At 60.0% G+C, this 23,228-nt stretch carries 21 protein-coding genes; 3 read left to right on the top strand and 18 right to left on the bottom strand.

Going from position 1 to position 23,228, the window contains the following annotated elements:
- Nucleotides 1–7: 7 nt before the first annotated feature.
- Nucleotides 8–1,213: an ABC transporter substrate-binding protein gene (locus ACFQND_RS21420; protein ID WP_371439573.1), complete on the top strand. Its 1,206-nt coding sequence runs from the start codon at nt 8–10 to the stop codon at nt 1,211–1,213.
- Between the two features lie 72 nt (nt 1,214–1,285).
- On the opposite strand, the gene ACFQND_RS21415 is transcribed toward ACFQND_RS21420, so the two are convergent.
- A complete protein-coding gene (locus ACFQND_RS21415; protein ID WP_371439572.1) occupies nt 1,286–1,975 on the bottom strand; it encodes a Bax inhibitor-1 family protein in 690 nt (229 codons plus the stop codon).
- 207 nt (nt 1,976–2,182) lie between these two features.
- Between ACFQND_RS21415 and ACFQND_RS21410 the strand changes: the two genes are divergently transcribed.
- Nucleotides 2,183–2,590 carry a GlcG/HbpS family heme-binding protein gene (locus ACFQND_RS21410; RefSeq protein ID WP_371439571.1) on the top strand — a complete coding sequence of 136 codons (408 nt, stop codon included), beginning with the start codon at nt 2,183–2,185 and terminating at the stop codon, nt 2,588–2,590.
- Between the two features lie 212 nt (nt 2,591–2,802).
- Here the strand turns inward: ACFQND_RS21410 and hemP are convergent, their stop codons facing one another.
- From hemP to ahpC, 17 genes are all read right to left on the bottom strand, one after another.
- Entirely contained in the window at nt 2,803–3,018 is a 216-nt protein-coding gene (hemP, locus tag ACFQND_RS21405) for a hemin uptake protein HemP (protein WP_371439570.1), read from the bottom strand.
- A 174-nt stretch (nt 3,019–3,192) separates the two neighbouring features.
- On the bottom strand, nt 3,193–3,603 hold the full coding sequence (locus ACFQND_RS21400) for an ExbD/TolR family protein (RefSeq protein WP_371439569.1): 411 nt from the start codon (nt 3,601–3,603) through the stop codon (nt 3,193–3,195).
- Between the two features lie 30 nt (nt 3,604–3,633).
- The gene (locus tag ACFQND_RS21395; RefSeq protein ID WP_371439568.1) at nt 3,634–4,347 is read right to left on the bottom strand and encodes a MotA/TolQ/ExbB proton channel family protein; all 714 of its coding nucleotides are present in this window, start codon (nt 4,345–4,347) and stop codon (nt 3,634–3,636) included.
- Between the two features lie 43 nt (nt 4,348–4,390).
- The gene (locus tag ACFQND_RS21390) at nt 4,391–5,044 is read right to left on the bottom strand and encodes an energy transducer TonB (protein WP_371440069.1); all 654 of its coding nucleotides are present in this window, start codon (nt 5,042–5,044) and stop codon (nt 4,391–4,393) included.
- Nucleotides 5,045–5,250: 206 nt separating this feature from the next.
- A complete protein-coding gene (locus tag ACFQND_RS21385; RefSeq protein ID WP_371439567.1) occupies nt 5,251–5,508 on the bottom strand; it encodes a (2Fe-2S)-binding protein in 258 nt (85 codons plus the stop codon).
- A gap of 89 nt (nt 5,509–5,597) precedes the next feature.
- Nucleotides 5,598–6,719 (bottom strand): alpha-hydroxy acid oxidase, encoded by a 1,122-nt coding sequence (locus ACFQND_RS21380; RefSeq protein WP_371439566.1) that lies wholly within the window; start codon nt 6,717–6,719, stop codon nt 5,598–5,600.
- Nucleotides 6,716–7,273, bottom strand: a complete 558-nt coding sequence (locus tag ACFQND_RS21375; RefSeq protein ID WP_371439565.1) for a cytochrome b/b6 domain-containing protein — start codon at nt 7,271–7,273, stop codon at nt 6,716–6,718. Before ACFQND_RS21375 ends, ACFQND_RS21380 begins: the two co-directional genes overlap by 4 nt.
- 17 nt (nt 7,274–7,290) lie before the next feature.
- On the bottom strand, nt 7,291–7,572 hold the full coding sequence (locus tag ACFQND_RS21370; RefSeq protein WP_371439564.1) for a PepSY domain-containing protein: 282 nt from the start codon (nt 7,570–7,572) through the stop codon (nt 7,291–7,293).
- Nucleotides 7,573–7,638: 66 nt separating this feature from the next.
- On the bottom strand, nt 7,639–8,328 hold the full coding sequence (locus ACFQND_RS21365; protein ID WP_371439563.1) for a Fe2+-dependent dioxygenase: 690 nt from the start codon (nt 8,326–8,328) through the stop codon (nt 7,639–7,641).
- 15 nt (nt 8,329–8,343) lie between these two features.
- Nucleotides 8,344–10,560 (bottom strand): TonB-dependent receptor, encoded by a 2,217-nt coding sequence (locus ACFQND_RS21360; protein ID WP_371439562.1) that lies wholly within the window; start codon nt 10,558–10,560, stop codon nt 8,344–8,346.
- 367 nt (nt 10,561–10,927) lie between these two features.
- Complete coding sequence (pgaD, locus tag ACFQND_RS21355; protein ID WP_371439561.1) at nt 10,928–11,512, bottom strand: poly-beta-1,6-N-acetyl-D-glucosamine biosynthesis protein PgaD; 585 nt, start codon at nt 11,510–11,512, stop codon at nt 10,928–10,930.
- Complete coding sequence (gene pgaC, locus ACFQND_RS21350; protein WP_371439560.1) at nt 11,502–12,782, bottom strand: poly-beta-1,6-N-acetyl-D-glucosamine synthase; 1,281 nt, start codon at nt 12,780–12,782, stop codon at nt 11,502–11,504. Before pgaC ends, pgaD begins: the two co-directional genes overlap by 11 nt.
- On the bottom strand, nt 12,779–14,899 hold the full coding sequence (gene pgaB / locus ACFQND_RS21345) for a poly-beta-1,6-N-acetyl-D-glucosamine N-deacetylase PgaB (protein ID WP_371439559.1): 2,121 nt from the start codon (nt 14,897–14,899) through the stop codon (nt 12,779–12,781). Before pgaB ends, pgaC begins: the two co-directional genes overlap by 4 nt.
- Nucleotides 14,896–17,427 (bottom strand): poly-beta-1,6 N-acetyl-D-glucosamine export porin PgaA, encoded by a 2,532-nt coding sequence (gene pgaA / locus ACFQND_RS21340; RefSeq protein ID WP_371439558.1) that lies wholly within the window; start codon nt 17,425–17,427, stop codon nt 14,896–14,898. The genes pgaB and pgaA overlap by 4 nt, the downstream gene beginning before the upstream one ends.
- A 393-nt stretch (nt 17,428–17,820) precedes the next feature.
- Nucleotides 17,821–18,297, bottom strand: a complete 477-nt coding sequence (gene bfr / locus ACFQND_RS21335) for a bacterioferritin (RefSeq protein WP_371439557.1) — start codon at nt 18,295–18,297, stop codon at nt 17,821–17,823.
- Nucleotides 18,298–18,418: 121 nt separating this feature from the next.
- Nucleotides 18,419–19,978, bottom strand: a complete 1,560-nt coding sequence (ahpF, locus tag ACFQND_RS21330; protein ID WP_377414540.1) for an alkyl hydroperoxide reductase subunit F — start codon at nt 19,976–19,978, stop codon at nt 18,419–18,421.
- A gap of 91 nt (nt 19,979–20,069) precedes the next feature.
- Entirely contained in the window at nt 20,070–20,633 is a 564-nt protein-coding gene (gene ahpC, locus ACFQND_RS21325; RefSeq protein ID WP_377414537.1) for an alkyl hydroperoxide reductase subunit C, read from the bottom strand.
- A gap of 276 nt (nt 20,634–20,909) precedes the next feature.
- Between ahpC and ACFQND_RS21320 the strand changes: the two genes are divergently transcribed.
- Nucleotides 20,910–23,228, top strand: a complete 2,319-nt coding sequence (locus tag ACFQND_RS21320; protein ID WP_371439554.1) for a TonB-dependent hemoglobin/transferrin/lactoferrin family receptor — start codon at nt 20,910–20,912, stop codon at nt 23,226–23,228.

Genomic DNA, 23,228 nt, shown 5'->3' with positions numbered 1-23,228 from the left:
AGACATCATGAAAATAAAACAGTTGATCTTAAAGCGCCTCTTGCCCCTGGCCGCCTGTGCGGCCATCACGATGCTGGGCCAGGCCAGTGCATTTGCGCAGGACATCCGGGTCGGCGTCCCGACCTCCCTGTCGGGTCCTTGGGCCGACCTTGGCAACCAGGTCAAGCGCGCCGTGACCTTCGCAGCTAACGAAACCAATGCGCAAGGCGGCGTGCTGGGCCGCAAGCTGGCGATCGAATACCAGGACAGCGAAGGCAAGCCCGAAGTCGCCCGCAAACAGGCCGAAAAACTCGCGCTGTCCGGCAACAAGATCCTGCTCGGCCTGATCGCCTCGGGCGAAGGCCTGGCCATCGCCCCGATGGTTGAGCGCTGGGATGCGATCTACATCTCCACCATCAACAAGACCGACAAGCTCACCGGCGACACCTGCCAGGCGCGTGTTTTCCGGGTGAACCGTCCTGACGCTGCCGATGCGGCGGCCGTACGGCCATGGCTGGCTTCCCGCAAGGAAGACAAATGGGCCATCATGGCCAACGACATTGCCTGGGGACGCAACTCCGGCGAGAGCTTTACCAAGGCAGCTCAGGGGCTGGGCAAAAAAATTGTTTCTGACAACTACGCCCCGGCCGGTGCGAATGACTTCGCACCATATATACAGAAGATCAAGGACGCTGGTGCTAACGGCGTCTGGGTCGCACTTGCAGGCCGTGACGCGCTGAATTTTGCACAGCAAGCCAAGCAATTCGGTTTGCTTGCGAATGTGACCATGGCCGGTGTGAGCTTTGTGACGGACAGCACCGTGGCCACTTTGGGCGACACCTCGCGCGGTATCTACGGCATCGTCAATTACAGTTCTACACTCGGCACGCCTGAGAACAAGGCTTTTGTCGATGCATGGCGCAAGGCTTATCCTGGTACAGAGCCCACCAACTTCGAAGGTGAAACCTACATTGGCATGCAGGTTCTGGTGCAGGCCATCAAGGCTGCCAAGAGCGACAAGCCTGCCGATCTTGCAAAAATCATGAGTGGCATGAGCTTTGACACGATTCTGGGCAAGCAGGTGATGCGCAAGGAAGACCACCAGCTCGAAGGCCCGAATTACTTTGGCATCGTTGCAGAGCAGGGTGGCAAGCTGCGCCCCGTGATCCAGACCACCGTGCCGTCGGCCCAGGCCCTGCCTGCCCCCGATCCAGCCTGCAAAATGCCGGTTTGATTGGAGCTACGCGACACGGCAATAAAAAAGGCCCCCAGGGGCCTTTTTTATTCAGAGCTGATGAACAAACGGTCAGTCGCGTTCGCCGCCGAAAATGCCCAGCAGCGCAAGCATGCTCTGGAAGATATTGAACAGGTCCAGGTAGATGGCCAGCGTCGCGCTGATGTAGTTGGTTTCACCGCCATCAATAACGCGCTTCAGGTCGTACAGCAGGTAGGCGCTGAAGATTGCAATTGCCAGCGTGCTGATCACGGCCATGCCCATGGTCGATGCCACAAAGATGTTGATGATGGACGCCACCACCAACACCAGGACGCCGGCGAAGAGCCATTTGCCCATGCCGCTGATGTCGCGCTTGATGACGGTAGCCACGCTGGCCATCACGACCATCACGCCTGCGGTGCCGGCAAAAGCCGTCATCACGAGCGAAGCGCCATTGCTGAAGCCCAGCACCATGGCAATCATGCGCGACAGCATCAGGCCCATGAAGAAGGTAAAGCCCAGCAGCACAGGCACGCCCATGGCCGAGTTCTTGGTTTTTTCGATGGCGAATATGAGGCCGAACGCACCAGCCAGGAAAACGATCATTCCCAGCCCGCCGGTAAGCGAGCGGGTAATGCCGGTGGCAACACCGAGCCAGGCGCCCAGCACTGTTGGCAGCAAACTCAGGGCCAGCAGCCAGTAGGTATTGCGCAAAACCTTGTTGCGCTGTTCGCTTGACGTCGCCAGGCCGTAGTCAATGGTTTGAACGTTGTCGGTCATGAGCAGTATCTCCAGAGCGCCAGCAAATGCAGGCAGTTACATTTTAGGGTGCACCTCCGGCTTTTCAATGCTTTTACGCCTGCGACTTCCTACTTTTTTTAGGGGCTCTATAGATCAGAACATGGGTAATTTAGGTTTGCCGCTCGCGGATGCGGCTTCAAAATTTGCGTATGCTCATGGCTTCCATCAACCATTTTCCGGGAAACCATGAAAACAAAAGCAGTGCTTGAATTTGCCGACGTGAAAGCCATCGCCGCCGCCGCCGAGGCCGAAGCCGTTAAAAACAATTGGGCTGTGACCATCGCCATTGTTGACGACGGCGGCCATTTGCTGCACCTGCAGCGCCTGGATGGCGCCGCGCCTGCTTCGGCTCATATCGCGCCTGCAAAGGCCAATACGGCGGCCCTGGGCCGTCGTGAAAGCAAGGTTTACGAAGACATCATCAACGGTGGCCGCGTGTCCTTCCTGAGCGCCCCGGCGATTGCAGGCATGCTCGAAGGCGGCGTGCCGGTTGTCAAGGACGGACAGTGCATCGGTGCTGTGGGCGTCAGTGGCGTGAAGTCGAATGAAGATGCGCAGATTGCGCGGGCCGGCATTGCCGCTATCGGCCTGTAAACAGAGCCGCTTCCCCGGCTGCGTCCTGCAGCCACAAAAAAGCCGACTCAGGGTCGGCTTTTTTACGGGTGTACACATTGATCGTTGTGGAAAAAAAGCCTGGCTAGACGGCCGGTAAGGGCCCGTGGCTGGCAAAAACGACCTTGGAGACTTGAGTTAAAGCCTCGGATCGCCCCACGATGAAAGCGTTGACAGTATTTGTTTGGCGGCTCTTATTTGGTCAGTATCAGTTTGCCCAGGCGCGTGGCCTGCAAACGGTAGGTGGAGCCGTTGTGGTTGATCTCCACCGCCTTTTGCCCGCGCAGGATTTCGGTGCTGTCCACGCAGCCCGAGGATGTACCCGCCGTGTTTGCGCCAGCAGCTTGCGAATGCACGGCAGGGCGGGTGGGCAAGCTCAGGGTATGTGAAGTCGGCTGCACGAGGGACATGATGGTTAAACCTGTTGGGTTACCTGTTGAAGATTGATAAGTTAATGATAACTATTCTCATTTAAAAGTCAAGAGAGTTGGTGCTGTTGTGCGTTTCTTTTTTGCAGCTTGCTAACGACCGTTCAGCAACTGCGCCGGGAAGCTCTCTCCAACAGGGCCTAGCCGGCTCCCTGCTCAGTGTTTGGGTTCGGTGATGAAGCCGATCTTGTGCAGGCCCGCCTGTTGGGCGGCCGCCATGGCCTGCGCCACGCGTTCGTAGCGCACGTCCTTGTCACCGCGAATGTGCAGGTCGGGCTGGGGGTTTTGCGCCGCTGCGGCCTTGAGCCGTGGTGCCAGCTCCTCATCCGTGATCTTGGTTTCGTTCAGGAAGTAGGCGCCTTGCGCATCCACACTCAGGCGGATGGTTTCGGGCTTGATGTTTTGCGCTTCGTTGGTCGCGCGCGGCAGGTCAATGTTGACCGAGTGTTTCATCACTGGCACGGTGATGATGAAGATGATCAGCAGGACCAGCATGATGTCCACCATGGGCGTCATGTTGATCTCGTTCATCACATCATCGGTGTCGTCCTGGGTTCCGAAAGCCATGGTAGTGTCTTCCTTGATGGTTTTTGGGGATCAGGCTTTTTTCATCGGCAACACATTGGCCGAACCACCTGCACTGACCCGGGCACCGGTCACAAAGTAAGCGTGCATATCGTGGGCGAAGCGGTTGAGCTTTTGCAGCACGCCCTTGTTGCCGCGCACCAGCGCGTTGTAGCCGAGCACCGCAGGAATGGCCACGGCCAGGCCCAGAGCGGTCATGATCAGCGACTCGCCAATCGGTCCTGCCACCTTGTCGATGGTGGCCTGGCCTGCCGCGCCTATGGACAGCAGTGCGTGGTAAATGCCCCAAACCGTGCCGAATAGGCCGACAAACGGTGCTGTGGAGCCTACGGATGCCAGAATGGCAAGGCCGGACTGCAGCTTGGACGTGAACTCGTCGATGGCGTTGCGCAATGTGCGTGTAACCCAGTCGCTCACGTCCAGTGCATCATGCAGGTGGGCCTTGGTGTTGCGATGGTGCAGGGTAGCTTCGCGTCCTTCAAGCGCCAGTTGGCGGAAGGGGTTGGCGGGATCGCTGCCCAGTTTGGCGAGGCCTGCTGCAAAGTCTTCGCTGTGCCAGAAGTCTTCAGCGCTTTTTGCGATCTTCTTGTACTTGATGAGGTCAAGCGTCTTGATGACGATGACCATCCACGATGCGAGTGACATGCACAGCAGCAGCAGCGCGACGGATTTGGTGACGATATCGCCCTGGCTCCAGACATTGGCAAGGCCGAATTGGGAATTCATGAATCAATACTCCACAGTGCAAAAAATATCAGGAAACTGAAAGCTACTCAAGAACCCAGTTGATGGGGACGTTGAACCACATGGCTTCGGGTACGCCGCCACGTTTGCCCGGCACGTAGCGCCAGCGCATCACGGTCGCCAGCGCGGCCTGGTCAAGCCTGTCGTAACCGCTGGATTTTGCGATCTCGGCACGCTGCGGCAGGCCTTCCACGTCAATAAAGACCTTGATCGTGGTTTTACCCTGCTCGTTCAGGCGCTTGCTGAGGGGAGGATAAGGCGGCTTGGGGTTTTGCAGGTAGTTGGCATCACTGGACGGCAATTGCACCACGGGCGGCCCGGCCGGCGCAACCGGTGCGGCCGCAACAGCTGCGGCTATGGGCGCAGGGGTTGTGGGCGGGGTAAGGACACCCGTTGGTGCATTGGGCGACGGTGTGTTGTCGGGAATCGCCAGCGGTTGCGGGGCCGGCAGCACAGGCGCCTTGGTCACGGCCTTTTTAACAGGTGCCGGCGGGGTAGGTGGTGCGGGAGGCACCGGCTCGACCTTGGGTGAGGGCGGATCGATAAATTGGGAGAGTACTTCGGCGGGCACGATGATTTCTGCCGCGCGCATCAGCAGGCCGCTTTGCAGGGCCCAGATAAATGCGACATGCAGCGCCACCACTGAAAGGGCGATGACTGCATTGCGGCTCAGCGGCATGCTTTTGCTGGTGGCTTTGCCCGCCACAACCAGACCTGGAGGCAGGCCCAGCGAGGGCGCGCTTTGGGCCGGGGGAAGTGCAGTGGCGTTCATGGGGGAAATGTTGTGAAAGAGTGGCGCGGAAAGCGCCTCAGGAGCAATGGATCATGGTACCGGCTGCGCTTGTCAGCGGCGGAAAACCCACCACGCGCAGCCTGCCACCAGTATCAGGCTGAAGGGGAGAGCTGCAAATAGGGTTGAGAGGTTTGCCATGTGCTGCCTTCCTGGAGATTGGTGGCGAGCTTGATGTTGGCGCTTGGGCAGCTTGCACTGCATTGCGCCACCACGTCACGGGCGCAACCCTCGCATTGGCCACACTGGGTGGCAACGCCGAGTTCGAACTGAATCTCGTCGAAACCCATGCCGGCGCGTGCGTGACGGGCGATTTCACGGTCAGAGATTCTGTGGCAGACGCAGACGATCATGGATTGGCTTGCTGGTTGAATGATTTAATTCAGTGGTTTGATTATAAATGCGAATCTATCGCATTTGCAATACATTAATGCCAGCGCGGTTAATCCGCCCGGAAAAGCAGGGTGCGTGATGCCTGGTCCAGGGTGGCGCAGCCGCTAAGGGCCATCGCAATTTCAAGCTCGTCGCGCAGCAGGCGCAGGACATGCGCCACGCCCAGCGCACCGGCATTGGCCAGCCCATACAGGCAGGGGCGCCCGACAAGCACGGCAGATGCTCCCAGGGCCATGGCCTTGAGGATGTCGGTGCCGCGGCGAATGCCGCCATCGACGAGAAGGGGCAGCTCTCCTTTGGTGGCGTCGGCGATGCGCGGCAGCATCATGGCTGTGGCGGGCGTGGTGTCCAGCGTGCGGCCCCCGTGATTGGAGACGACAATGCCGGCCAGCTTCAGGGCGGCGGCCTGGCGTGCATCGTCTTCATGCAGGATGCCTTTGAGCAGTACCGGCAGGCGGGTTTGGGCCTGCAGCCATTCAACATCGGACCAGGTGGGCGCGGTGGCCAGCAATCCATCAAACAACGCACTCTGGCCTGGCTGCAGGGTGCTGGGGGCGGGGGGGCGCAAGCCGTCCAGGTTGACGGCCGAAACGTGCGGGGGCAAGGTGAATCCGGCCCGGCGCTCGCGGTCGCGTACACCGCTGCTTGATGCATCGACGGTGAGCACCAGTGCCTCATAGCCCGCCTGTTCCGCGCGCTGGACCAGTTCTCGCGTGAAGCCGCGATCATGCTGCATATAGAGTTGAAACCACAATGGACCGCGCTGCGCTTCGCCCAATACCGCATGTGCTACCGATTCGAGCGGGGTGCTGGACTGGGTGCTGAGCACCAGCCCGGCCCCCTGCGCAGCCGCTGCGTAAGCGCTTGCCATTTCGCCATCGGGATGCGCCATGCGCTGGAAGGCCACGGGGGCGAGCAGCACCGGATGCGCAAGGGTTCGTCCGAGCAATGTCACGCGGGTGTGGCCTCCAGCCATGGTACGCAGGACGCGTGGTTGCAGGTTCAGCGCACTCCAGGCACTGTTGTTGGCTCGAAGGGTGATTTCGTCTGCCGCACCACCGCTGAAATAGGCCCAGGCGTTGTCGTCCAGCACAGAGCGGGCGTGGGCCTCATGGTCTGCCAGCGTGATGACGCCCGGAGGGATTTTTTCGAGTGCAGGAACCGGCTTCATGTGATGGTATCTCCGGTGCCGGGAGGTGCTTTGCACCCGCTAAACATGGCTGTGATGAGGTTTTCGCTGTGGCGCAGACTGGTAAATGCGACTCCGGCCAGATGCAGCGCTACAAGGACGAGGAGCGCCCATGCAAGGGCGTGGTGCAGCGTATCAAGCCAGGCCATGCCCCAAAAGTAGTCCGTGGTGTAAAGCCAGCCGGTCAGCCCGAGGCTGACGACAAGGCCCAGCAGCAGCAGGACCATCCAGCCCCCCAGGGGGTTATGGCCGATATAACGGGGCTCGTTACCGGCCTGAAGTTGGCCCGCGTAATGCAAAACCTCGCGTTTGCCGCGGACGAACTGGGAAAAGCGTGCGTAGCGGCTGCCGGAAAAACCCCAGATGATGCGCAGGGTGACGACGCCCAGGGCTATGTACCCTGCGGGTTCATGTGCCTTGACCAATCCGAGGCCGAGGGTGCTGATCCACGCCATCACGACGGAGGCTACGAGTGCCCAGTGCAGCAGCCGAACCAGCCGGTCCCAGACCTTGATGGGAGCTACCAAGCTGGACATCCTGGAATACGTCGGTCTTAGGAGGGCTGCTTGATTTCACCGACTTTTTCAAAAGTCTTGGGATTGAAATAAATTTCGATGCGCTGGCCCTTTTCATCGAAACCATAAACTTCGTAGCAGCCGTTGTCGGTCTTGACCTGGCGTATTTTCCAGCCTTCGGCTGTCAGTTTTCGCTGTAGCTCCATCTGCGTTTTCCATTCGGCTTTGGGCACGTCACAGCTGAAGTCACCATGTGCCTGGGCGGAGCCGGCAGCGACCATGCAGAGCAGGGCGAGGGAGAAGAGAGAAGTTTGTTTCATGGGGTTCCTTTTTCTCACGCGTGGCAAGATGCGGTTTGGGGTTTGGGGTTTGAGTGGAGCCCTGCGTCAGACATCCAGCCAGGTACGCAGCAAATTGTGATAAGTACCCGTCAGGCCGATCACGGCGCTGTCGGTTTCACCGATGGTGCTGCGCAGCCGGATCAGGTGCGAGTCCATATCGAACAGCAACTGCCGTTGTTCATTGCTGCGCACCATGCTCTGGATCCAGAAAAAACTTGCGAGGCGATGGCCACTCGTGACGGGTTCCACACGGTGCACGCTTGTGCCGGGATAAATCACCATATGGCCGGCGGGCAACTTGACGCGTTGCTGCTGGCTGCCGGGGTTTTCAATCACCAGTTCGCCGCCGTCGTATTCCTCGGGCTCCGAGAGAAACAGTGTGCAGGAGATGTCGGTACGCACGCGGCCTGCGCCATTGCGCAGGTAGCGCACGGCGCTGTCCACGTGGTTGCCGAAATGGTTCGCTGCGCCGCCGTAGCGATTGAAGAGCGGAGGGGATATCTGCTTGGGCAGCGTGGCCGAGAAAAAAACAGGATGGCGCTCCAGCCCGGCCAGCACCAAAGCTTGCAGCTCTCGTGTTTCCTGGCTGGTCTCGGGCAACTGCTCATTGTTCTTGGCTTGGGCAGATTGCTCCCCTGCAGTGATGCGCCCGCTGCCCCAGGGGGCGCGGGCGAGCACGTTACGCGCCTGGCGGACTTCGTCAGGCGTCAGGATTTCCGGAACGTGCAGGAGCATGCAGCAATGATAAGGTCAGAAGCGCGTGCCGACAGTCATTTTGACAGTGCGGGGTGCACCGGTAATCACAAAGCCGGGGTACAGCTGGTCACCGTAAATCTTGTTGGCGATGTTGCTGACGTTGACCTGCATATAAGTGTCCTGCGTAAACTTGTATTCCATCATGGCGTCGGCCACAACATACCCGGCCGCCCGGGCAGTGAGCTGGGCTGCGCCGCTTGTGCCGGCGAGGGCGAAGTTTTCGCTTGCCCCGTTGATGCCGCCTGCCACGCGCAGTTTCGGTGTCGCCTGGTAGCTGATCCATGCGCTGCCGCTGTTTTTGGGCGTGAGGCCTACGCGCTGGCCGACCGTTGCCTGGGCAGCGGTACCGGCTGCATCAATTTTCGCGACTGGTGTGTAGGCGTACGAGAGGTAAATTTCCCATTGCGGTGTCAGGCGGCCGACCACATCAATCTCAATGCCGGCCGTGTGCCGTTTACCGGACAAAAGAAATGCCGTGCCTGCAAAGTCGGCATCTGTGGTTCGCTCGTTGTATTTCTCTGTATGGAACAGGGCTCCGCGGGTAGACAGCTTGCCGTCCAGCCAGTCCAGCTTGGCACCCAGTTCGATGTTGCGGCTCTTTTCTGGCGGGGTGTTCGCGGTCTGCGGGGTCGTGTACTGGTAGGTGTCGGCATTTGTGTTGAACGACGTGCCATAGGAAAAATGGTAGGAGCTTGTAGGCGTTGGCTGGTACAGCACACCGCCGCGATAGCTGAATGCGCCTATGGACATCTGGGCATTGTCAACTCTCGTCAGCGTATTGCCCGTAGTCGCTGCATATACGAGATTGTTGAAGTTGCCCTTGAATGTGTCGTAACGCAATCCGCCCAGCAGTTTCCAGTCTGGGGCAACCTGCACCAGATCCTGTATGTACGCGCCCATTGCCGTTGCAGAGTAATTGCTGGAGTCGCGATAAATCGGTGCTACTGCCAGGGTGCGCCCGTCATTGGGGGTACCGATCGTTGTATTGCCCTTGTCAAAGTTGGCGCCTATGCCGTTGTTGGCCAAAAAGCGGTTGGCCTTCTCACTTGCTGCATCAACCCCGGTCAGGATCTGGTGCTTCATCCCGAACCAGTTGAACTCATTGGAGTAGTCGCTCTGGAAATAGGTACCCGTGAAGCGGTCCTTGCGTGGCGTCAGGCCCTGGCGCTGCAGCACCGTGGCTGGATTGACATTCGCTGCCGTTACCGTAGCGGGATTCAGTGGCGGGGCTCCGAATGAAGCATTGGTGCCCCATTGCGCGCGATCAAACACGCCGGTTCGGACCTGGCTGCGAAGTTCGCCGCCATCATCAAAGCGATGGGTGTGTTTGATGGTCCCGTAAGTGGCCTTGCCCAGCAGATAGTCGCTCTGGGTGCCATAAAAATTGCCGGGGTTGATGTTCGGGACATTGCCGTTAAGGTAACGCATGCTGGACTGAGGGACATTGTCCACATTCAGGTGAAACAGGCCGACGCTGAACTCGTCCCGGGTGCCAATGCCCCAGCGGTAAGTGGGCGCAATGCCGTATTTGTCGATTTTTGCACCGCCGTTGTCGGCCTTGTTTGCCATGACGTTAAGGCGCAATGCAGCGTCTTCACCGGTCCGGATGTTGAAGTCGGCCGTTGTGCGCACGTAGCCACGCGAACCAATGGTGGTTTCGAAGTCGTTCTGGTCCAGCAGCATGGGCTGCTTTGTGACTTGGTTCACCACGCCACCGGTGGAGCCGCGGCCAAATATCATGGATGCGGATCCGCGCAGGATTTCAATGCGGTCGTAGTTGAACGTGTCCCTGTCGTATTGCGATGGATCACGCATGCCGTCGATCAGCAAATCCCCCACGGTCGCAACAGGAAAACCGCGCAGGCGAATGTCCTGGTCGGTGCCGTTTTCGGTTGCTGCGAAGGTGATGCCTGCTGTATGGTGAAGGGCATCCTTCAGGGTGTCGAGTTTGCGATCATCGATGAGTTTTTCAGTCATGACGCTGATCGATTGCGGGATGTCGCGGATATCCTGCGTGCCCTTGCCAATGGTGGTCTTTTTCGTCTGCAGGGCATCCTTGCCTTCAGGCGCTTCTGCTTTTTCGGTAACCGTCACCGTCTTCAGCGTTTGCTCCGCACCAGGTGCTGCATTGCTTTGCGCCCAGCCGCTCACGGAGGCTGCGAGCATCAGTGCACCCAGCGGCAGCAATGCTTTTTCCGAGGCTGCAGCCATGTTGCGGCTGCTGCCAGCGATGTCGGAGGAACGGTTTTTTTTGTTTCGTGCAGGGCGTGAAGTGCGAACGGAAGGGTGTGCCAAGGTGGCCTCCAAGCAGGTTTATGCCTTGTGACGGCAAGGAACCGGGTTTCAGAAAGGGCTTGGCTGTACTCAAACGGTCCGTTGGGACGAGAGTTGGCTGGCGCGTAAAGTTTCGTCAGGAATTGTATATCAAATGATAATGATTCGTACTAAGTTCTTTGCCGGAGAGTGTGGCAAATGGACAAAATCGGAATGTGCTTGAGGGCTCTTGCTCAGTTGAGCAAGGTGGGGGCAGATGCCTGAACGGCCCGCCAGAAACTCCGGCGAAGTTAGGCCGCCGCAGTCAATTTGAGTTGTCTTTGCTGCGCTGCTGAAACCGCGAGGGCGCTTCCAGCCGGCCTGTGCCGGTGTTCGTGAGGTTCCTTAGCTGGCCATTCTTGTCGTGGTGTACCAGGATTTTTTTGGTTCGCTGCCATTTTGAGAGTCGCGATGGCGTCACGTCGACATAGGAGGCCATGGCAAACAGGGACGACTCCTCCTCGTCGGGCGGCGTCTCGCGTCGCTGTTGCCAGCGTCGCAACGGTGCGATTACCAGCATCAAAGCCAGAATCACGACGATGACAATTGCGTAGATACCGAGCAAATGCAGCGCCTGGGGTTGGGAGCCCGTTCCGAGAACGTAAGGCCAGGCATGCCAGATGGCGATGAACCAGACCCCGAGGGTGAGCGCCGGCCGAATGATGCGCAGCCACAGGTACATGGCGATTGTGCGCAAGCGGGAGCGGCCGGTACCGAAGGCGCTCAGGGAAATACGCGCTGCGTCGATGATGGGCTCCTCCACCGCCGGCTGTCCCCAGGAGGGGCGCCGGGCTGGCACAACGGTATCGGCCTTGGCCGGATAGTGATGAGTGTGGGATTCAGGGCGCATTGGATGAAACTCCTCGGTCGGGGCTGGTCCAGACCGCACGCTTGCCGCGGCGGCGCATCAGGGCTTGGGGGAGGGCAATAACAGTTGTCAGCATCGTGATAAGCCAGAATGCGATCGGGTACCAGATCGTTCCCGCAAAATAACGCAGCAGGTCCCGGTCGTAGCGGCGGTCGATCCAGAGGCTCAGGAACATCTGCAGCATGCAGGTCATGGCGAGCAGCGTGCCCTGCCAGTGCGGCAACAGAGCAGAACTCCATGCCGAACTGTCGGGCAGGGCGAACTGTATAAGGCTGATGAACAGCACGGTTGCCATCACATATGCCCACAGCACGCTGACCATGTATTCGATATAGATAGGCCAGGTCCGCCAGTTGCGCAGTTGCAGGATGCGCGTGCTGTAGCGAAGCATGGTCTGTATTCCGCCAGTGGCCCAGCGCTGGCGCTGCTTGTAGAGGCCGCGCAGCGTTTCCGGCATCAGGATCCAGCACAGTGCGCGAGGCTCGAAGCGCAACTGCCAGCCGCTGAGCTGAAGTTTCCAGCTCATGTCTATGTCTTCTGTCAGCACGTCCGGGCTCCAGAAACCAACCTCCAGAATCGCCTTGCGCCGGAACATGGCGAGCACGCCGGAAACTGTGAACAGCGTGCCAACCAGTTGCTGCGAGCGTTTGATGAGTCCGATGATTGAGGAGAACTCGCCGACCTGCATGCGTCCGAGCAGCGTGGTGCGGGTGCGGATACGGGGATTCCCGGTGACGGCACCTATACGTTCGGAGAGCAGCATCGGCAGCAGCATCCAGGCAATGGCATCGATATCGACCAGCGCGTCACCATCTATGCCAAGGATGTATTCGCCGCGGGCCAGCTGGCTGGCGGTGTTCAGTCCGACCGCCTTGCCCTGGTTGCTGGCGTTGTGGAGCACGCGCAGGCGCGAATATTCCTGGGCCATCGTGTCCAGCAGTTCGCCGGTTCCGTCTGTGCTGCCGTCGTTGACGGCAATGACCTCATAGTCCGGATAGCGCGAGCGCATCAGCTGCTCTATCACTTCGCGCAGGTGGGGCGCCTCGTTAAAGCAGGGAACGATCACGGTCACAAGCGGCAGGCTGGAAAGCAATGAAACAGGATTGACACCGGCATGGCGCTCGCGTTCGAAGACCCAGGAGTGCGACAGTCCGCCGGCCATCCAGACATAAGCCATGAAAAAGGGATAGTAGAAGACAAAACCGAACAGCAGGGACGGTAATGTCTGCGACAGAAAGTCGGCCATGTTCATGGGGCCTGACTCCGTTCAGATGAGGGCGGCGGCAATTGCACTCGGGCCGGCGGCGTTTTCGATAGCGGCGCGGCATCCTGCAAGCTGCGCTGCAGCAACGTGCGTACCGACAGCGCCTGCTGCAGTACCTGTTGCGAAGGCTGGTTGTTCAGGAAATCGTCGGGGTAGTAGCCCAGGTGCCGCACGCCCATGCGCTGCAGCAGCGTCCATTGGCGTAGCAGTTCCCGGTCAGGCACCGGCTTGCCGGTACGCCAGTCACGCGCCTGCAACTCGAACAGGGTGCCGTCCAGCCCGCGTGGTGTGTCGGCGGCGCGGCGTGCCAGCCGTGTGAGCCATGACTGGACGTTGACTTCGCCTTCCATGCGCGGCATTGCCATGAGCGCCACATAGTCATAGGCAGCGAGCGACGCTTCATAGTTCTGGGCAAACCATTGCTCTGCGGCGGGTTCCAGTAGCGGGCGCGCGTAGAGATTGCGCGCTGTTTCCAGTTCGGGATGCCATCTTTGCAGCCGGCTTGTGAGTTCCTGGGTGAAGGCAATCAGGTACCGGGTTTTTTCCGTGGTCCAGCGGGCCATGAGTGCCGGATTGCTGCGTATCGCGTCCACGTCGGCCGGCAAGCCCCAGCGCCTGTAGGTTTCCAGCGCTGCGGGACTGTTGTCCTCGTCGTCCGAGAGTGTTGCATCGTCGTGGAAAAGCACGCCTTCAAAAAAAGCATGCCGGCCTAGGTCGTCGTAGATATCGCCGATCAGTGCGCGCGTGGCAGGGTCGAAGGGCGACAGGCGGTGGTAGCGGTCTGCTGCTACGGAACCGGTTTTGCCTCCCTGCGCAAGCACGGTATGGGTGGCGAGCGGGTCCGATGCGGGCAAGCGAAAGGCCATCATTGGCATCCAGGCGTAGACCCTGACACCGGTGCGGCTGCGCAACTGCCAGGCTGCGCGGCTGAACAGGTCGGCACGCATGGGCAGATGCCGGTTCGGAAAATACAGGGCATCGGCAACGCCGTCGCCGTCCGGATCAGAAAATGCCTGCAGGAACACTGAACGCGGCCGTATGGCGGCGACGCGGTCTATCAATAAAGACAGATTGCGCTCCTGTTGCGCGGGGTCGGGATCGTAAACGTAGTCCAGGTCCACATGCATGACCCGGTTGATCGGCCGGATTTCGCCGCCAACCGGGCTGCGCAGAATCCTGTCGTAGTCGGGGGCTTCGTTGTCGTAGGCTACGAGTCCGCGGCGAATTGCCGCGAGTGGCACTGTGGCCGTGTTTGGCCCATCGAGAAGGGAGAAGGTGATGGGCATGCCGGCGTGTTCGGCTGCTTTGAGCGCCAATGCGTTGTAAGCGCCGTAGGGCCAGACGGTCGCGCGTACTTTGGCGCCGGTGCGCTGTTCGATGATCTCCCGACTGCGCCGAAGATCGGCCTCGAGACGCTGCAGGTAGGCGTTGTCGTCTTCGTAGCGGCCTGTGGCGGCGTCATAGCGGTGGGTCGCGGCTGCCGGTAGCTGGTTACCCTGGGGATTGGCCAGCAAACCCGTGTGCATGGCATCCGTATGGCTGGCCAGTTCGACCAGGCCGGAGCGCGTCATTTCTGCGGCTTCGCTCCAGCTCAGGAAGTTGGCTCGCGGCGCGGGTTTGTCACCATAGGGAACATTGCCGCCTTCCGGAACTTCGAGCCAGCTTGTCACCAGCGCGAGAACGGCCGGGTAGTTGTAGCGCTTGAGCAGCGGAAAGACCTTGGTGTAATTGCTGCGATAGCCGTCATCAAAGGTCAGCAGCACCGGCCGCGAAGGCAGGCGGCGGAACCCTGCTCTCGCATCCACGACCTGTTGCAGGCTGACCGGGTGGTAGGCGTTGTGTTTCAGCCAGGCGAAGACCTCGGCCAGTGTGCGTTCGTCGATTGCAGTTTCATCCGGTGCGGTCTCGAAACTGGCGCGTACGTTTTCGCGTACGTCGTGGAACGACAGCACACGAAATGTCACGCCGTCATCGGGATCGGCTGGCGGCAGCGGTTGCGCAGTGCCCGGGAGCGACAGGGCCAGCAGCCACGCGACGGCCGCATGCAAAACCAGACGGCCGATGCGGCGCATGCCCGAGAAGTCAGAGTGATTTTTGCGGGTCATGACAAGGGGAGCGAGAGGCTCAGAAAGACGCTGCGCTGCCGCTCGCGTACCCCGTCGTAGGGATGGCTGCCTATGCTCAGGCCATAGCGCAATTGCAATTTTGGACCCAGGTCCCAGCGGTGTTCGTAGCGAATGTTCCATAAGGGGCCTGTGCCGAAACCGGTCTGTTGGTAGCCGCCGCTGCTGAGCTCAACGATCTGAAAAAACTGGCGATCGTTGCGCTTCCAGTTCAGCCACTGTCCGCGTACGGCCAGCTGTGTGGTGGCGTCGTGTGCCGGACTGAAGTAAGGCACGGCCTGCAACCTGCTGTTGCTGGTGTCGGCCCCCAAACGGGTCTCCATCTGGAAGTCGGGGCCGCTGATCCAGCGCTCCCGCCAGGCCAGGGCTGCCGCATTTCGCTGGTTGCCGTCACTGAAGTTCATTCGCTGCAACTGCAGGTCGAAGCGACGTGCCTCGTTGACCACGTAGCCGACGCTTGCGTTGGCCTCGCGGGCGCCAATGCCTGCGACGCGTGCTTTCCATGGCGTTTCCTTGCTGTTGCCGTCGTACGAGGCAGATAGCCGCCAGGAGTCGCTGACCCTGTAATCCAGACGCGCGGCTGCACTGCTGCGATAAGGTCCGGTGTTCGCCTGCTGGACCTGTCCTTCGGCCAGCCATCGACTCTTTTGCCAGTTCAGACCCAAGCCGCCGCGCGCCCAGTTTGCACGACCAAGGGTCGTGTCGCCCCAGCCGACTGATTGATCGTAGAAGACCCGCCACGCATCTTTGATAAGGCCGGAACTCAGCCGGCTGTCGACGCGCCATGACCGGTCGGCGATAGCTGCGCCGCCGGTGTCGGACTCTGCATCGACGTCGAGCCGTGGCCCTGTGGCGGCGGTCCACTTGCGGGTCAGGTCGCGTACTTCTGCCGAGTCGGGATAGTCAGCCGCCAGCGAATCGCCGATACGACGGGCAGCAGCGAATTCACCGGTGTCGAGCAAGGCTTCGACGTAACCGGCGCGTGCGCTGGGGTAATAAGCGTTGTTCGTAGCCTGGGCCTCGAAGCGCGCCACAGCTGCTTCAGGGTGCTCGCGCAAGCGTTCCGTGAGGGCCGCGCCGGATGCATAGCCGGCGTTGAGCGGTGCCTGTTGGGTCAAGGTTTCGAAGCGCTGTTGTGCGGCGGCCGGGCGATCACTGTAGAGCAGCAAGAAGCCGCGCATTTCGTTCACATCGCTGTACTGACTGTTGGGGCGACCGGCCTCGGGTGTCAGTTTTTGCAGAGCTGGGGTGGCCGCTTCAATCTGGTCCAGCAGGGCTTGGGCCGCGTCGAAGCGACCTGTGTCCACATAGGCATACACCAGCCCGAAATGGATGTCGCTGGGCATTGGCAGGCTGGTGCCACTTTTGGCCAGTGCGGCTTCATAGAGCGGCACGGCCTCAATCGAGCGGCGCTCCCGGGAGAGCGCGCTGGCTGCAGCGGCAAGTGCGTACGGCGGAAGGTCGGCGCCGCCGGCACGCAACGTGTCGTAAAGTGCAATGGCATCGGCATACTGGCCGCGCTCGAACAACGCGAGCAGCCGATCCGACTGCAGCCGCATGCGTATTGCGCGCCAGCCTTCGGCATCAGCCGGACCAGCCTGCGTTGCTGCTGTCTGCAGCTGGTGCAAGACATTGGTCTGAGCGTCCAGAACCAGGTCAAGTTCGGCAAACCGGGCCAGGCCAATGCGCTCATCGCGCATGAGTATGGCCCAACGAAGTTGCTGGGCCAGCGCCTGTTGCCTCAGTGTCGCCAGTTCCAACGCGGAAAAAGTGCCAGGATGTTCGCGTTCCGTGGCTTCTGCCTCTTCTGAGGCGGTCGTAGGGGCGTTGGCGCTTGCCAGCAAAAAACTAGCTTCCCTGCGCACGTAACGCTGGTCGGGCTGCAATGTATTGATGGCTTCATAGGCCGAGATGGCCTGCAACGGATCGCCTTTGGCTTGTGCCACTGCGGCCCGCAGTTCAAGCAGGCTGATGCGATCGGTCAACAAGGTGGGAGCGGGGTTCGCGAGCCTGTTGTACAGCGTGCTGGCGGCGGCTGCATCGCCGCTGTCGAGTTTCCAGAAGGCCTCCTGCACCAGGGGTTCACGTGCTGCCGGCTGGCGAGTTTGCCAGGTGCGTATCGTTTCGCCTTGCAGTTTCAGGTCACCGACGCGCCTGGCCGCACCGGTGAGCGGGCCCAATGCATAGTCGGCCAGGCGTTCGGGGGAGAGCTGCCGGCCAACAGCTACAGCTTCGGCGAAGCGGCCACCTCCGGTGGCGATGACGATCATGTCCGAAGCTATGCGCCGTCGTTCGATGTCGTTTGATGAACCGGCGAGCCAGCCATTCAGGCGTTGTAGCGCTTGGGCGGACGTGATACGTCCGGCACGAAGGGCCGCAATCAGTGCATCGTGTTTCTGGGGGGCGTAGGCGACGGGGCCGCTGATGGCCGAGGATGTTGGCGCTGTCACCGGTTCAGCGAATGCGGACGAGGCAAACAGCAGCACCAGCAGGGTGGTTAGTGATGGCAATTGCCATGCTGACCCTGGCCGTACGATTTGAAGATGCGCCGAGCCAGCCCGTGTTTTCTTGCCTTCGGTATCCCTCGCGTATCCAACCTTTTGCTGGATTGACACACTGTTCCTTTTTGCCAGTCCTTTCGCATGCTGTTGCCTATGCGAAAGTTTGAAGCGGTCAGGTCAAAAAAATTCTTGACTTTGTGATCGATTCGTTAACAAAAAGTGTACGAAAAGGCTAAGGAAAAATACGTGAACTAATACTATATTAATAGTTAAATTTCATCGCATGCGCAGGTGATGCGCTTTTCCTGTTGATGCGGGCGCCTTGGCGCCTTGCGATGAATCTGGAACAACGAGGCGCCTGATCATCCGCCGGAACAGGCATTCCGGCAGGCGCAGGATCGTTTAGCTGAGCTCGCCCATCTGGCTTTGCAGGTAATTCTGGATGCCAACCTGGTTGATCAGCTCAATTTGTGTTTCCAGGAAGTCGATGTGCTCTTCGGTGTCGTCCAGGATGCCTTGCAGCAAATCGCGCGAGACATAGTCGCGTACGGACTCGCAATGCGCAATGCCGTCTTTGATGGTTGCCTGCGCGCCGGTTTCGGCGGCCAGGTCGCACTTCAGGGCTTCGGGCACGTCTTCACCGATCATCAGTTTGGCCAGGTCCTGCAGGTTGGGCAGGCCGTCGAGCATGAAGATGCGGTCCATCAGCTTGTCGGCGTGTTTCATCTCGCCGATGGATTCCTCGTATTCCTTCTTGGCCAGCTTGTCCAGGCCCCAGTGCTTGTACATGCGGTAGTGCAGGAAGTACTGATTGATGGCAGTCAACTCGTTTTTGAGCTGGGCCTGCAAATGGGCAATGACTTGAGCGTCGCCTTTCATGGGAAATCCTTATTCGTTTTAATGCCTGTATTGTCGGCAGGCAGGCACTGTGAGGCAAGGAAAAAAACCATAACCCCACAGTGCCGGATTAAGAGCGAATGGGAGTGATAAACATTCTTCTTCAGGCGGCCGGAGCCGAGGTGCGTATCAGGTGATCAAACGCGCCCAGTGCCGCCTTCGCACCATCGCCCGCCGCGATGATGATCTGCTTGAACGGCACTGTGGTGGCGTCGCCTGCCGCGAACACACCGGGCACCGAGGTCTGGCCACGGGCGTCGACGATGATTTCGCCGTGTTTGGACAACTCGACCGTACCCTTGAGCCAGTCGGTGTTGGGCACCAGTCCGATCTGGATAAATACGCCTTCAAGTTCGACCTTTTTTAGTTCGCCCGTCGCGCGGTCCTTGTAGACCAGGCCGTTAACCTTCTGGTCACCGGTGATCTCGGTGGTCTGCGCATTGGTGAAGATGTCGACGTTTTTCAGGCTCTTGAGCTTGCGCTGCAGCACGGCGTCGGCGCGCAGTTGCGTGTCGAACTCGATCAGTGTCACGTGGCCCACGATGCCGGCCAGATCGATCGCCGCTTCGACGCCAGAATTGCCGCCACCGATGACCGCGACGCGCTTGCCCTTGAACAGCGGGCCGTCGCAATGCGGGCAGTAGGCCACGCCCTTGTTCTTGAACTCGTGCTCGCCGGGCACGTTGATGTTGCGCCAGCGCGCGCCGGTCGAGATGATGACCGACTTGCTCTTGAGCGAAGCGCCGCTCTCGAGCTGCACCTCGATCAGGCCATTGCCCGGCACAAGCGCCTTGGCGCGCTGCAGGTTCATGATGTCGACGTCGTAGTCGCGCACATGCTCTTCGAGGGCATGGGCGAACTTCGGCCCTTCGGTTTCCTTGATCGAGATGAAGTTCTCGATGCCCATGGTGTCGAGCACCTGGCCGCCGAAACGCTCGGAGGCGACGCCGGTGCGGATGCCCTTGCGCGCTGCGTACACGGCCGCTGCTGCGCCAGCGGGACCGCCGCCGACGATCAGCACGTCGAACGGGTCCTTGCCGTCGATCTTCTTGGCTTCGCGCTCGACGCCGCTCGTGTCGATCTTGGCGAGGATCTCCTCGAGGCTCATGCGGCCCTGGCCGAACTCCGTGCCATTGAGGAACACGGTCGGCACGGCCATGATCTGGCGCTCCTTCACCTCCTCCTGGAAGGTGCCGCCCTCAATCATCGTGGTGCGGATGCGCGGGTTCTGCACCGCCATCAGGTTCAGCGCCTGGACCACGTCGGGGCAGTTGTGGCAGGTGAGCGAGACGTAGATCTCGAACTCGAAGTCGCCGTCGAGCGCCTTGATCTGGTCGAGCACGGCCTGCTCGACTTTCGGGGGATAGCCGCCGATCTGCAGCAGAGCGAGGATCAGCGACGTGAATTCATGGCCCATCGGCAGGCCGGCAAAACGCGGGCCGTGGTTTTCGCTCGGGCGGTTGACCGAGAACGAGGGCTTGCGGTGGTTGTCGTCGCGGCTTTCGGTCAGCTTGACCAGCGGGGACGATTCGGCGACGTCCTTCAGCAGCGACAGCATCTCGCCCGAGGCCTTGCTGTCGTCGAGCGAGGCGACGATCTCGATCGGCTGGGTGGCGCGTTCGAGGTAACTCTTCAATTGGGCTTTGGTGTTTGCGTCGAGCATGAGGGACTCTCTTTCGATAACGTAAAACTATCAACTGGGGACAAAAAAGCCCGGGGCCTCGTGAGCGCCCGGGCTTTCGCGCGGGTGGCGCTTAGATCTTGCCGACGAGGTCGAGCGACGGGGCGATCGTCTTGTCGCCTTCATTCCACTTGGCCGGGCAGACTTCGTTCGGGTGAGCGGCGGTGTAGACCGCTGCCTTCAGCTTGCGCAGCGTTTCCTTCACGTCGCGGGCGATTTCGTTGGAGTGCACTTCGGCGGTCTTGATGATGCCCTCGGGGTTGATCACGAAGGTGCCGCGCAGCGCCAGGCCTTCTTCGGGGATGTGCACGCCGAAAGCGTTGGTCAGCGTGTGGGTGGGGTCGCCCACCAGGGGGAACTTGGCCTTGCCGACGGCCGGCGAGGTGTCGTGCCAGACCTTGTGCGAGAAGTGCGTGTCGGTGGTCACGATGTAGACCTCGGCGCCCAGCTTCTGGAACTCGGCGTAGTGTTCGGCCGCGTCTTCGACTTCGGTCGGGCAGTTGAAGGTGAAGGCGGCCGGCATGAAGATCAGCACGGACCATTTGCCCTTAAGCGTCTCGTCGGACACATCGATGAACTTGCCGTTGAGGTAGGCCTGGGTCTTGAAGGGCTGAACTTGGGTGTTGATCAGGGACATGGTGATTCCTTTGTAGATATTGAATGGTCGCTAGGGGTAAACGCCGGTGACTTCTGCATTGCTTTCAGTCTGGCGTTGCATGTATTTTATCCTATCAATTCATATAAATCGATTGAATAAAACTAAATGTGACATAGGAATTTACAAATGAGAATCATTCGCATATAATAAAACACAGATTTTCACAATCTCATCATCTTTAGCTAGCCACCAAGCCGAAGTCTTCTTTCGGTGTCTGCAGCCAGCGGTTGTTTCCAACTGTTTTAAGGCTTCATCGTGGCGACACTTCGCTTTTCTTCTTCTTTTTCTTCCTCCTCTTCCGCGTCCCATCTGTCACTTCCGTTTGCATTGCGCCAGCTCTCATGGGTGGTGGGTGCGCTGTGCGGTTCCGTCCTCAGCGTTCATGCCCAGACCGCGCCCGCGGCGCCGGGCGTTCCGGCTTCCACCCAGGTGGCGGCAGTGGCGCTCAAGGAGGTTGTTGTCAGTGGTTCGCGCAATGAGCAGTCGCTGGACGATTTGCCCATGACGATGGATGTGCTCAATGCCAAGGACATCGAGGAAGGGCAGATCCGCGACATCCGTGATGCCGCGAAGAATATTCCCAATGTGTCCGTGCGGCGTGCACCTGCGCGCTTTGGCGTGGCCCAGGGCGATACCGGGCGCGAGGGCAATGCGGGTTTTAATATCCGCGGCCTGGACGGCAACCGTGTCCTGATGCTGGTGGATGGCATACGCATCCCGCGCAGCTACTCGTTTGGCGTCAACTCCTTCGGCCGCGATGCCCTGTCGATAGACCTGGTCAAGCGCATTGAGCTGGTCAAGGGTCCGGCATCCGTGCTGTATGGCTCCGACGGCATTGCCGGGCTGGTGAATTTCATCACCTACGAACCTTCCGACTTCCTGAAAGACGGCAAGGCCCTGGGCGGGCGGGCGTCCATCAGCTACAGCGGCGATGACAAGGGGCTGGCTACCTCTGCGACGGTGGCCGGGCGCGCCAGTGACACCGTCGACTGGCAGATAACCGCGGCAACCAACCGCGCCAAGGGCTTAAGCAACTTCGGAACGAACTACGCTGCAAATGCCGACAGGACTGCGCCCAATCCGCAGGACGACAAGGGCAATGCCTTGATGGCCAAGGTGGTGCTGCGGCCCACCAGCAGCCAAAAACACGTCATCACGTTTGAGCATGTAGACAAAAGATCCGACTACGAACTGCTGACTGCCAGGGCAAAGCTGCCGCTCACCGGAACGCCGGCGCAAATCGCCGCCGCGGTGCTGGGGGCCACGGCCTTCACGACCATGGACCGCAACCGCCTGACGTGGGATGCGCGGTACCAGTTGAATACGGCGTTTGCCGACAACCTGCAGACCGTGCTCAGCTTCCAGGATGCCAAGTCGCGTGAATACGCATTTGAAGACCGCAATACTTCGCCGGACAGGGTACGCGATACCTATTACCAGGAGCGCACGCTACAGGCCGGCATCCAGGCCGACAAGACCATTCGCATGTCTTCGCAGTGGGCGCAAAAGCTGACCTACGGCGTCGACTACACCACGGCAAAAATCACCAACCTCCAGACCGGCGTGGTGCCGCCGGCGGGCGAGACCTTCCCGCTCAAGCGCTTCCCGGACACGACAGAATCCAGCTCCGCGCTGTACGTGCAGGACGAGGTGATCAGCGGTGACTGGAGCATCACCCCCGGCGTTCGCATAGACCGCTTCAACATCGATGCCTCACAGGCCGGTTTCCCTGTGCCGGCGGTGTCCCTGTCGGGCTCCGCCGTCTCGCCCAAATTTGGCGTGCTGTACCGGGCCACGCCGCAGTGGAGCGTGTTCGGCAATTACGCCGGCGGTTTCCGTGCGCCCAATGCAGGGCAGGTCAACGCATTTTTTGAGAACGCGACATCGTTCTACAAGACCATTCCCAACCCTGGCCTCAAGCCGGAAAAAAGCAAGAACCTGGAGTTCGGCGCGCGCGGCCGGCTGGACCGGCTGAGCCTGGATGCTGCCGTGTTTTACGGCAAGTTCAACAACCTGATCCAGGACAACGTACAGGTTGGCGGCAACGGCACGGCGGCGAGCCCGACAGTGTTCCAGTCCATCAACATCGACAACGCCACCATCAGCGGTTTTGAAGTCCGCGGTTCCATGGACTGGGGCAAGGTGGGCATGGGCCGGTTGAGCACGCCTTTCTTCTACGGCGAAACCCGAGGCAAGGTCACCAACACAGGAAAACCGCTGGACACGGTTGATCCGGCCAAGCTCGGCCTGGGCGTGCGCTACGAAACCGCTGTGTGGGACGTCCGCCTCGATGCCAACCACCATTCTGCGAAGAACTTCGGCGACATCGGCACGCAGCTTGTCGGTACGCTGGCCACACCGCAGTTTGCCGTGCCTGCCGCCACCACGTTTGACGTGAGCGGGCAATGGCGCATCAAGAAGGGCCTGCGCATCAACGCGAGCCTCGTCAACATGACGAACAGGAAGTACTGGAACTGGTCTGACGTGCGTACCGTCGCGGCCAGCTCACCGGTGCTTGATTCCTATACCCAGCCGGGGCGCAAGTTCAATGTCTCGCTGGTTGCTGATTTTTGA

Origin of the sequence: Polaromonas aquatica, assembly GCF_042659145.1 — a bacterium.
Lineage (GTDB): Bacteria > Pseudomonadota > Gammaproteobacteria > Burkholderiales > Burkholderiaceae_C > Polaromonas > Polaromonas aquatica.
This window is presented reverse-complemented; position numbering and strand designations above follow the sequence as displayed.

Coding starts and splice junctions, on each gene's coding strand:
- ACFQND_RS21420 (WP_371439573.1), top strand. CDS start 8: ATGAAAATAAAACAGTTGATCTTAAAGCGCCTCTTGCCCCTGGCCGCC.
- ACFQND_RS21415 (WP_371439572.1), bottom strand. CDS start 1,975: ATGACCGACAACGTTCAAACCATTGACTACGGCCTGGCGACGTCAAGC.
- ACFQND_RS21410 (WP_371439571.1), top strand. CDS start 2,183: ATGAAAACAAAAGCAGTGCTTGAATTTGCCGACGTGAAAGCCATCGCC.
- hemP (WP_371439570.1), bottom strand. CDS start 3,018: ATGTCCCTCGTGCAGCCGACTTCACATACCCTGAGCTTGCCCACCCGC.
- ACFQND_RS21400 (WP_371439569.1), bottom strand. CDS start 3,603: ATGGCTTTCGGAACCCAGGACGACACCGATGATGTGATGAACGAGATC.
- ACFQND_RS21395 (WP_371439568.1), bottom strand. CDS start 4,347: ATGAATTCCCAATTCGGCCTTGCCAATGTCTGGAGCCAGGGCGATATC.
- ACFQND_RS21390 (WP_371440069.1), bottom strand. CDS start 5,044: ATGCCGCTGAGCCGCAATGCAGTCATCGCCCTTTCAGTGGTGGCGCTG.
- ACFQND_RS21385 (WP_371439567.1), bottom strand. CDS start 5,508: ATGATCGTCTGCGTCTGCCACAGAATCTCTGACCGTGAAATCGCCCGT.
- ACFQND_RS21380 (WP_371439566.1), bottom strand. CDS start 6,719: ATGAAGCCGGTTCCTGCACTCGAAAAAATCCCTCCGGGCGTCATCACG.
- ACFQND_RS21375 (WP_371439565.1), bottom strand. CDS start 7,273: ATGTCCAGCTTGGTAGCTCCCATCAAGGTCTGGGACCGGCTGGTTCGG.
- ACFQND_RS21370 (WP_371439564.1), bottom strand. CDS start 7,572: ATGAAACAAACTTCTCTCTTCTCCCTCGCCCTGCTCTGCATGGTCGCT.
- ACFQND_RS21365 (WP_371439563.1), bottom strand. CDS start 8,328: ATGCTCCTGCACGTTCCGGAAATCCTGACGCCTGACGAAGTCCGCCAG.
- ACFQND_RS21360 (WP_371439562.1), bottom strand. CDS start 10,560: ATGGCTGCAGCCTCGGAAAAAGCATTGCTGCCGCTGGGTGCACTGATG.
- pgaD (WP_371439561.1), bottom strand. CDS start 11,512: ATGCGCCCTGAATCCCACACTCATCACTATCCGGCCAAGGCCGATACC.
- pgaC (WP_371439560.1), bottom strand. CDS start 12,782: ATGAACATGGCCGACTTTCTGTCGCAGACATTACCGTCCCTGCTGTTC.
- pgaB (WP_371439559.1), bottom strand. CDS start 14,899: ATGACCCGCAAAAATCACTCTGACTTCTCGGGCATGCGCCGCATCGGC.
- bfr (WP_371439557.1), bottom strand. CDS start 18,297: ATGAAAGGCGACGCTCAAGTCATTGCCCATTTGCAGGCCCAGCTCAAA.
- ahpF (WP_377414540.1), bottom strand. CDS start 19,978: ATGCTCGACGCAAACACCAAAGCCCAATTGAAGAGTTACCTCGAACGC.
- ahpC (WP_377414537.1), bottom strand. CDS start 20,633: ATGTCCCTGATCAACACCCAAGTTCAGCCCTTCAAGACCCAGGCCTAC.